We start from the raw sequence: 9,819 nt of genomic DNA on the forward strand, positions 1-9,819 counted from the left end.
GCGGCTTAATCGGCCGCCTTTAGAGGATCAGACCATGTCCGGACTCTCCCCCGACGCGCCCGCGCCGCAGGACATCCAGCTACACGCGGTATCGCGCGTGCTGGAAATCAGCTTCGACGACGGCGCTCGCTTCGAACTGCCTTGCGAATACCTGCGCGTCTACTCGCCATCGGCGGAAGTGCGCGGCCACGGCGCCGGCCAGGAAGTGTTGCAAACCGGCAAGCGCCATGTCGCCGTCACCGCGCTGGAGCCGGTGGGCCATTACGCGCTGAAGATCACCTTCGACGACGGCCACGACAGCGGGCTGTACAGCTGGAGCTATCTATACGAGCTGGGCGCCAAGCGCGACCAGTACTGGCAGGATTATCTCAATCGCCTCGCCGCCGCAGGCGCGAGCAGGGAGTGACCATGGACAAGACGACCCACTTCGGCTTCAAGACCGTAGCCGAAAGCGAAAAAGCCGCCAAGGTGGCCGATGTGTTCCACTCGGTGGCCAAGAAATACGATGTGATGAACGACCTGATGTCTGGCGGGCTGCACCGGGTGTGGAAACACTTCACCCTGACCACTTCCGGCGTCAAGGCCGGCGACAAGGTGCTGGACATCGCCGGCGGCACCGGCGACCTGTCCCGAGGCTGGGCCAAGCGCGTGGGCAAGAGCGGCGAAGTGTGGCTGACCGACATCAACAGCTCCATGCTGACCGTGGGCCGCGACCGGCTGCTGGACGAAGGTCTGATACTGCCGGTGTCGCTGGCCGACGCGGAGAAACTGCCCTTCCCCGAGAATTACTTCGACGCGGTGTCGGTGGCTTTCGGCCTGCGCAATATGACGCATAAGGATGCGGCGCTGAAGGAAATGTGCCGGGTGCTGAAGCCGGGCGGCAAACTGATGGTGCTGGAGTTCTCCAAAGTGTGGAAACCGCTGTCGCCGTTCTACGACTTCTACTCCTTCAAGGCGCTGCCGGTCATGGGCAAGCTGGTGGCGAACGATCCCGACAGCTATCAGTACCTGGCGGAATCCATCCGCATGCATCCGGATCAGGAGACGCTGAAGCAGATGATGCTGGACGCCGGCTTCGGCAAGGTGGACTACCACAATATGAGCGGCGGCGTGGTAGCCCTGCACAAGGGCTACAAGTTCTAAGAAGCTGTTCATAGTCTGCTGCGCTTCTGCGATACGGCATTAAAAACAAGCTCAAAATGCTCATGTACCCCTTGTACATTCCGCTTTTTCGCTAGTTTTTCGCCTTGTCTCGCTCTTGCTCGCGAGATCGTAAACAGACTCTTATAAAGAACCGGTTTATCATCGGCGGCGCTCCGGCAATGCGGCCTTGAGACTAGACCCCTTCACCTTCCAATCACGGCGGAGACAACGCATGGGCATCCAGATTGCGGCATTCAACCACTTGTTGAACCAGCACCCGGCGGTGCGAGCGGAACTGGCCGCGCACGCCGGCCGACGCGTCGCCGTGGCGCTGCCGCCCTTTCATGTGGCCGGCGTGATCACCGACGACGGCTGGCTGGCCGCCTGCGAGGGCGAGCCGGAAGCCACGGTGCGGCTCAAGCACGCCGTCGCGCTGGCGGCGGTGGCCGGACGGGACCCGGCGCTGAACGACATCCAGCTGGAAGGCGACGCCGAACTGGCCGCCGCCGTCGGCCGCTTGCTGGGCCGCCTGCAGTGGAGCGCCGCCGAGGACCTGTCCCGGCTGGTGGGCGACGCCGCCGCCCAACGCGCGGAAACGCTGGCGCGCGCCCTGCTCGGCTTCAAGGGCCAGGTGGCCTGGCGTTTGGCCGCCAACTGGGTGGAGCATCTGCGCGAGGAAGCGCCGGTCCTGGCCGGCCGCCGGCAAGTGCAAGGCTTCGTCGCCGCGGTGGACACCTTGCGCGACGACGCCGGCCGCCTGGAAAAACGCCTGGCGCGGCTGCAGGCCGCGCTGCAACAAGAACAGACAAAGGCCTGACGGCACATGCGGATTTCGCGCTTCATCAAAATTGTTGGCACTTGCTATCGCTTTGGCCTGGACGACTTTCTGGAAGGTCATTCCAAACTCGGCTTCGTCCACAAGCTGTTCGCCCTGTTGCCGAGGCGCCGCGACGCCAGCGCGCCGCTGCCGCAGCGGGTGAGGCTGGCGCTGGAAAGCCTGGGGCCCATCTTCGTCAAATTCGGCCAAGTGCTGTCCACCCGCCGTGATTTGCTGCCCCCGGATTACGCCGACGAACTGGCGCGGCTGCAAGACCAGGTGCCGCCTTACGACGGCTTGCAAGCGCGCGAGATGATAGAACGCAGCCTGGGCCGCAAAGTGGACGAACTCTACGTCGACTTCGACAACACCCCGGTGGCCAGCGCCTCGGTGGCCCAGGTGCACAAGGCCTGGTTGCGCCAACCCGACGGCGGCCGCGGCCGCGAAGTGGCGGTCAAGGTGCTGCGCCCCGGCATCCAGCCTGTGATAGAGCAAGACCTGGCGCTGATGGCCACGCTGGCCGCCTGGGTGGAGAAGCTGTTCACCGACGGCAAGCGCTTGAAGCCGCGCGAAGTGGTGGCCGAGTTCGACAAATACCTGCACGACGAACTGGATATGATGCACGAGGCCGCCAACGCCTCGCAGCTGCGCCGCAACTTCAAGAACTCGGACATGCTGATCGTGCCCGAGGTGTTCTACGACTACACCAGCCGCGACGTGCTGACTCTGGAATGGATGCACGGCATCCCGGTGGGCCAGGTGGACCGGCTGCGCGAAGCCGGCGTGGACCTGTCCAAGCTCAGCCGCTTCGGCGTGGAAATCTTTTTCACCCAGGTGTTCCGCCACGGCTTTTTCCACGCGGACATGCACCCGGGCAATATCTTCGTCGCCGCCGACGGCCGCTACATCGCACTGGACTTCGGCATCGTCGGCACCTTGACCGACACCGACAAGCACTACCTGGCGGTCAACTTCCTCGCCTTCTTCAACCGCGACTACCACCGCGTCGCCACCGCTCACATCGAATCCGGCTGGGTGCCGAAAGACACCCGCGCCGAAGAACTGGAAGCGGCGGTGCGCACCGTGTGCGAACCCATCTTCGAAAAACCGCTGTCGGAAATCTCCTTCGGCATGGTGCTGCTGCGTCTGTTCGAAACCAGCCGCCGCTTCAATGTGGAGATCCAGCCCCAACTGGTGCTGCTGCAAAAAACCCTGCTCAATATCGAAGGCCTGGGCCGCCAGTTGGACCCCAATCTGGATCTGTGGGACACCGCCAAGCCCTTCCTGACCAAGTGGATGAACGAGCAGATAGGCTGGCGCGGCCTGCTGCGCACGCTGAAGCACGAAGCGCCTCAATGGGCCACCACTCTGCCCACGCTGCCGCGCAAGCTGAATGACGCGCTGTCCTCCGCCAACAGCGAGCTGCTGATCAGCGGCTATATCCAGCTGATGCGGGAACAAAAGCGCCAGAACTGGCTGCTGGCGCTGATCGCCGTCCTGCTGGGGGCGCTGCTGCTGAAGAACTGGCTTTAAACCTGTTCACAGCTCGCGCAGCGCCGTCCCCTCCACTGGCTTGCGCAGCCAGCCCTCCAGCAGCTTGTAGCTGTCCAGATCGAAAGACGGCGCGCCCTCCAGCGGGCCGCCCTCGCCCTGACGCGACCCCAGATAGCACCAGCGGTCGAACACATGCTCGGCATGCTCGCCGGTCACTTCGTCGGTTTCCACCACCGCGATGGCGCCGGCGAACGGCCAGGCCTTCACTTTCAGCTTGGCCAAGGCGCCCAGCAACCGGATATCGTGCACCTCCGCCGGCTCGCGGCCGACACAGGCGCCGCGGCAACGGCCCAGCTTCAAGGCCGCGCACGGCGCGCCTTTGCGGCTGGTCACCGCCTCCACTCCCAGCACCGACTGGCACAGCGCATTGCCCAGCGCGATTTCCGCCAGGATCTTGCGCGCCTCGCGCGCATGGCGGAACAAGCCGTACAAATCCGCGGTGCGGCTGAAATCCAGTTCGCGCGCGTACACCACCTTGGGACGAATGAAGCCGTCCTCCGTCACCAGTTGGATGGAACACAGCTCAGGACTGAGCTTGCCGCGATGGTTATGCCTCGGCACCAAAGCGTGTATGCGCTGCAACTCCAGCAAATGCGCGCCGAAATCGCCCAAGGTCTCCTGCCATTCCACCCTGCCTATCGGCTCGCCGATATGCACCTCGCGGCTCTTGCCTCCGCCTTTGACCGCAACGAAATGCGCCAACACCCGGTTGCGCAGATTGTTTCCCCGGCCCACGTACAAGGGCTTGCCGTCCTCGCCGTACAGCGTGTACACCCCCGGCACGTCCGGCAGCAGTTCCAATTGATCCTGCAAGGCCGCCGGCAAGCCGGCCAGCTCCGGCGGCGCGGCCAACACCGCCGCCATCGCCGCGCCCATCGTCTCCGCGCCCAGTTCAAGATGGGCGATGTCCAGAAAACGGCGCACCGCCTCCGCGTCCGCCAGCGCCCGGTGGCGCTCCGGCAGGCGAATGTCGTGGCGCTCTATCAGGCTGTCCAGGCTATGCTTGAAAAACTGCGGGTACAGGCGGCGCGACAGCTTCACCGTGCACAGCGACTGGCTCTGGAAGCGCAGCCCGACACGGCGAAACTCGTTTTTCAAAAAGCTGTAATCGAAACGCGCGTTATGCGCCAGAAACAGACGGCCGGACAGCATCGACAGCAAACGCTCGGCCAAGTCGGAGAAATTCGGCGCCTCCGCCACCATGGCGTTGGAAATGCCGGTCATGTTCTCGATAAAGGGAGGGATGGGCTGGCCGGGGTTGATCAGAGAGCTGAAGCGCTCCACCCGGTCTCCATCGATCAGGATGACGCCCACCTCGGTAATGCGGTCGCGGCTGATGTGGCCGCCAGTGGTTTCCAAGTCGACAATGGCGCAAGGCTGGGCAAACAGAGGGTTCAATGTCTCGCTTTCAAGTGCGGCGCGCGGCGGCTTGATTGCACTATAGCCACCGCCCTGGCCCCGCGAAGTTGCAAATCAAGAGCGGCATTTTACTCCAAGAGCCGGGGCGCAATCCGCTTTCCGCCGCCGCTATTTCGCCTTCGCCACCGGAATATCTTCCCAGCGCGTGGTATAGGCCGGCGACAACATGTCCTGCTTCATCTTCCAAGGCTGTTCCAAGCCTTCCGCCAACAACTTGACCGTCCCACGGCCCATGCGCTGGTTGATCGCGTCCAGCGCCGCCATCAAGCGTTTCCCTTTCTCGGGATCCGGCCCGCTGGCGAACAGGTCCGGCTGCGCCCGCTCCGCGTCCACCAATTGCCAGGCCATCACCCCGCACTTCTGGTAGCTGGCTCCGGGCCGCCACAAGCGTTCAAGCGCTCGGCTGGCCGCGGCCACCAACACCCGGCTGTCGGCGCTGGCCGGCAGCAAGGGCACCACCTCGCTGTCCCGCTGCACCGTGCCCTGCTGGTACACGCCGCGTTGCAGGCTCACTTGCAGGAAGGAGGCCAGAGAGCCTTGTCGCCGCAAACGCTCCGCCACTTGCGCCGCGTGCATCGCCACCGCCTCGCGCGCCTCCTCCAGCCGCGTCACCTTGTGGCCGAAGGAGCGCGTGGACATCAAGGACTGCCTCGGCGGCAGCGCCTCCTCCAGGCTCAGGCAGGACAGGCCGTCCAGTTCGTCGGCGATGCGCGCCACGGTGACGCCGAAACGGCGGATCAGCCAATCCCGGTCCGCAGCCGCCAGCGCCGCGGCGTGGTTTATGCGCTCCAGCCGCAGCTTGACCGAAAGCTTGCGTCCCACGCCCCAGATATCCTCCACCGGCACGGCGGCCAGCAAGCTCCGCAGCTCCGCAGCGGCCAGCGCTTGCAGATTCATCACCCCGTCGCAGGCCGGGTTTTGCTTGGCCAGGTGGTTGGCCAGCTTGGCCAAGGTCTTGCTGGGGCCGATGCCGACGCACACAGGCAGGCCCAGGCCGCGCAGCATGGCATAGCGCATCTCTTGCGCCAGCCGTTCCGGCTCCGGCTCGCCGCCGATGTCCAGAAAGCATTCATCTATCGAATACACCTCCTGCGCGCGCGCGAAGCCGGCCAGCAGCCGCATCGCGCGGCCGGACAAATCGCCGTACAAGGCGTAGTTGGAGGAAAACACCGCCACGCCCAACTGCTCCAGCCGCGCCTTGTGCAGGAAGTAAGGCGCGCCCATGGGCACGCCCAAAGCCTTGGCCTCGGCCGAGCGCGACACGATGCAACCGTCGTTGTTGGACAACACGACAATGGGCAAGCCGGCCAGACCAGGGTTGAACACCCGCTCGCAGGAAGCGTAAAAGGAATTGCAGTCGACTTGGGCGTAACAGGATGGCATGGCTGGGCGGAATGGCGCGAATCCGGCGCGGTGGGAACTGCTTATAGTGTAGCCTTCCCCGCCCGGCGTAAGCGAGCGCGCAAAGAAAACGGCGCGCCTTCAAATGGAGGCGCGCTGTCTTTACCCCCTCAAACATCAGAGCGCGAGGCTGTCCAGCAAGGGCGAGGAGAACAGACGGTACGGGTCATAGGCCGCCAGCGCCGCCTTGGCCGCGTCCCAGTTGGCCGCCGCCGGCTGCCCGGCGCGGAAGGCGTTGGGGATGGTCGTCTGCAGCATGGCGGAATCCGCCCACGCCGCCTGATCGGTATAGCCCCAGCCCTTGGACCACTCAGGACGCACCGCCGCGTAAGAACCGTTGAAATTGGCCTCTATCCACTGCTCTATCTCGCGATAGAACTGGTTGGCGTACGGCGTGCCCGGCAGCGTCAGAATGTCCAGCCACACGGCGACATTCCATTCAGGATGATCCGGGCGCGGGCGAATGGCGGACAGCGCCGGCGCCACGCCGCCGCTCAGCGCCGCCTCGCTCGGATCGTCCAGCCCGGTCACGCGGATTTCGACCGGCCCGTTCATAGGATAGCGGCCCTGCTGCTGATACGCCTGCACCCGCGCCTGATAGAAGGTGACGAATTCATTGAGCACGCGCTGCACGTTCTCGCGACGGGTCAATACCGCGTAACCGTTGGCGGTGACGCGCAAGGTGGTGGGCTTGACGTAGAGCAGCAGGTTTTTGGACCAGCCCCACAAGTCCCAGCTGGCCGTGGCCACCAGGCCGGCGCTGGCAGCGGCGAACTGCGCCTTGCCGAAGGCCGGCGTCAGCTTGCCGTCTCCCAGCGACAGAATCTTGTTGGCCAGATCGGTCACTTCGTCGGGCAGGTTGTCGGAGAAGGGATAGTTGAACGGCTTGTCGGTCTGGCGGGAGAACAGCGGCTTGTTCGGCGTCACCGTCCACACCTTGAGCCAGGGATTGCTAGTGAACGGGAACCAGATCGCCTCCACCCGGCCCGCGCTGTCCAGATAGCTGGCGAAGGTGCGTCCGCCGCTGCCCGCCGCGGCGAACATTTCGCCATAGGGGATGTTGAACCAGCTTTGACAACGCAAACGCTGGTTGGGCGCCGCCTGCAAAGTGGCTTCCACGATCAGCGAGCGGCCCACATGCGCCAGCAGCGGCGCGATTTGCGGATCGTTGCGGGCAAACTTGCGCAGCGCGTAAGCGCCGCTGGCCTTGTCGTAAACCACGGCGGTGAGGCTGAGCACCAGATTGCTGATCGAGCCGTAACTGGCGCCGGCCAGACGGCGTTCGCCCTTGGCCGGAATCGCGGTGCCGTGGCCGTTGATGGCCAGCACGCCGCCCAGGGTCAGGTCCCCCGGCGCCGGCGCGGCGGTCACGCCCAGGCCGGCCTTTTCCAGGCCGGTAAGCAAGGCTTCCATAGTGATGCCGGCCTGGGCCGTGACCTTGGCCACCGGACCTGAAGCGTCGATGGACATCGCGGTCAAGTATCGCGTGGTGTCCAACAACACCACAGCCGGGCAGCTGACGCCGGCGGCCAGCGTCAACGGCGACCAGTTATGCATCATGCCGCGCGCCCGCACCTTATAACCGTTGTCCTTGGCCCAGTTGGCCACCTTCACCACCTCGTCCGCGGAACGCGGCGCGCAGGTCCAGACATCATCCACCTTGATATCGCCGGCCCAGTTTTTGAAGCTTTGCTTATATAAGGGGATTTCCGCAGGGAAATTATTGGGTTGGCTGCAAGTCAGCCTCCCCGCCATGATCCGTTCGGCCGGCAACCATCCCGCCAGCGCGCCCGCGGAAGCCAGTTTCAAGCTTCCGGTCAAAAAGTCCCGACGGCTGGAGGCCAAAGGTTTTTCCGCATCATTCGAACTCATTCCAAAACTCCTCGCAAATGCAAAAGTAAAAATAAAAACAATACGGATTAAACATGAATTATTTAAACCGTATTTAGCAGGAATATTTGAAAATTTATAATGCGGATCGCTGATTTAGCTATCCCATTATCTTAATAGAATGACGCTATCATGTAATACAACCATTAAAAACCTGACTTATTTACCAGTTAAATTGCTTCACTAATTTAATTCACATCAGTGTAGATTTACGCGACACACACATGGCAGTACAGAAGCATATTTCGGCATAATACTTTCTAAATAAGATTGGAATAACTCAAATGAAAACCTTCCCGCTTACACGCCGGCAGCTGGAAATTTATTTTCATCAATCGTTATTCTCCGCGCCCGAACTATTCAATATCGGCGGTTTCATCAAAATACAGGGCGCACTCGATATCGAAACCCTGCAAGCCGCGCTCGCCGCCCTGATGGAGCACACGCCGGCGCTACGCATCGCCATTGACGATGCCGACGGCCAGCCACGCCAAGTGCTGTGCCCGCGTCATCCCCGCCCGTTGACGGTAATCGACACCCGCGGCGAGCCGGAGCCGGAACGCGCTGCCCGGGAATGGACCGAGCGCGACTTCGCCCAAGCTTTCGCGTTCGACGGCCAAACCCCGTTGGCCGCCTACACCTTGCTGCGTCACGGGGAAGAGGATTTCATCCTGTACGGCCGCTTCCACCACATCGCCTTCGACGGCTGGGCCATTGCCCAGCTCTACAGCGAGAAGTGCCGTTACTACAATCACCTGCGCCAGGGCTTGCTGCCCGCGCCGACGCCGATGATGACGCCGGCCGAATTGGTGGAGGAGGAAGACGGCTATTACGAATCGCGCCATTACGCGAAGGACCGGCAATACTGGCAAGACAAACTCGCTGGCTACCAAACCCGGCTGTTCGCCGACGCCGGCGGACAACTCGCCTGCGGGCAGCGCAGCTTCCAACTTTCGGCGGAAACCTACAAGCGCATCGGCGAACTGGCCGCCGCGCACCAGGCCACCGTCTTCCACTTTTTCATCGGCCTGATCTACACCCATGCGCTGCGCGAGTTCGGCGCCGACGATCTGCTGCTGGCCCTGCCCATCCTCAACCGCCGCAATGCCTTGGCCAAGAACACCCCGGGACTGTTCGCCAGCCTGTGCCCGCTGCGCTTGAAACTCCAACCGCACTGGAGCTTCGCGGAACTGCTCAGCCTGATCCAGCGCGAACTAAGAGCCGATTTCCGCCATCACCGCTATCCGATAGGCGAAACCGAAGGCCTCGGCCGGGACAGGCTGCCCTACGAAATCAGCCTGTCGTACGAGAAGCACGATTACGACGCCATGTTCGACGGCACCGTCAGCAATATGACCGCGATGCGCGCCTTGTCGCAGCACTATCCGCTGAAGGTCTTCGTGCGCGAGGCGGACTCGCGCCAGCCGGTGAAAGTGGACCTCGACTACAACCTGACCAGCTTCGCCGAACTGGACGCCGCCGCCTTCATCGACGGCGTGGAACCCTTGCTGCACAGCCTGCTGCGCGATCCGGAGCAAACGCTGGCCAAGGCCCCGCGCCTCGCTGAGCCGCTCGCCCCCATCGCCCCGCCTCAC

8 protein-coding genes are annotated in these 9,819 nt (G+C 63.2%); 5 read left to right on the forward strand and 3 right to left on the reverse strand.

Annotation, left to right across the window (positions count from 1 at the left end; all coding sequences use genetic code 11):
* Positions 1 to 34 precede the first annotated feature (34 nt).
* The 4 genes from MOV80_RS04160 (at position 35) to ubiB (ending at position 3,493) form a co-directional block, all read left to right on the forward strand.
* Complete coding sequence (locus tag MOV80_RS04160) at positions 35 to 406, forward strand: DUF971 domain-containing protein (protein WP_019101334.1); 372 nt, start codon at positions 35 to 37, stop codon at positions 404 to 406.
* A 2-nt stretch (positions 407 to 408) separates the two neighbouring features.
* The gene (gene ubiE / locus MOV80_RS04165; RefSeq protein ID WP_043592865.1) at positions 409 to 1,143 is read left to right on the forward strand and encodes a bifunctional demethylmenaquinone methyltransferase/2-methoxy-6-polyprenyl-1,4-benzoquinol methylase UbiE; all 735 of its coding nucleotides are present in this window, start codon (positions 409 to 411) and stop codon (positions 1,141 to 1,143) included.
* Between the two features lie 232 nt (positions 1,144 to 1,375).
* Positions 1,376 to 1,960: a sterol-binding protein gene (locus tag MOV80_RS04170; RefSeq protein ID WP_118266585.1), complete on the forward strand. Its 585-nt coding sequence runs from the start codon at positions 1,376 to 1,378 to the stop codon at positions 1,958 to 1,960.
* Positions 1,961 to 1,966: 6 nt separating this feature from the next.
* Complete coding sequence (ubiB, locus tag MOV80_RS04175; RefSeq protein ID WP_249604857.1) at positions 1,967 to 3,493, forward strand: ubiquinone biosynthesis regulatory protein kinase UbiB; 1,527 nt, start codon at positions 1,967 to 1,969, stop codon at positions 3,491 to 3,493.
* 6 nt (positions 3,494 to 3,499) lie between these two features.
* Here the strand turns inward: ubiB and MOV80_RS23415 are convergent, their stop codons facing one another.
* The 3 genes from MOV80_RS23415 to MOV80_RS04195 all read right to left on the reverse strand — a co-directional run bounded on the left by MOV80_RS23415 (position 3,500) and on the right by MOV80_RS04195 (position 8,206).
* On the reverse strand, positions 3,500 to 4,912 hold the full coding sequence (locus MOV80_RS23415) for a 3'-5' exonuclease family protein (protein ID WP_275975315.1): 1,413 nt from the start codon (positions 4,910 to 4,912) through the stop codon (positions 3,500 to 3,502).
* Positions 4,913 to 5,041: 129 nt separating this feature from the next.
* Entirely contained in the window at positions 5,042 to 6,316 is a 1,275-nt protein-coding gene (locus MOV80_RS04190) for a Y-family DNA polymerase (RefSeq protein WP_114154941.1), read from the reverse strand.
* Between the two features lie 135 nt (positions 6,317 to 6,451).
* Entirely contained in the window at positions 6,452 to 8,206 is a 1,755-nt protein-coding gene (locus MOV80_RS04195; RefSeq protein WP_249604858.1) for a cholesterol oxidase substrate-binding domain-containing protein, read from the reverse strand.
* A 302-nt stretch (positions 8,207 to 8,508) separates the two neighbouring features.
* Between MOV80_RS04195 and MOV80_RS04200 the strand changes: the two genes are divergently transcribed.
* Positions 8,509 to 9,819, forward strand: a 1,311-nt coding sequence (locus MOV80_RS04200; RefSeq protein ID WP_249604859.1) for a condensation domain-containing protein, incomplete at its 3' end; no start/stop codon positions are given.

The sequence above is a fragment of the Chromobacterium sp. IRSSSOUMB001 genome, from assembly GCF_023507765.1.
In the GTDB taxonomy this organism is placed as follows: Bacteria; Pseudomonadota; Gammaproteobacteria; order Burkholderiales; family Chromobacteriaceae; genus Chromobacterium; species Chromobacterium haemolyticum.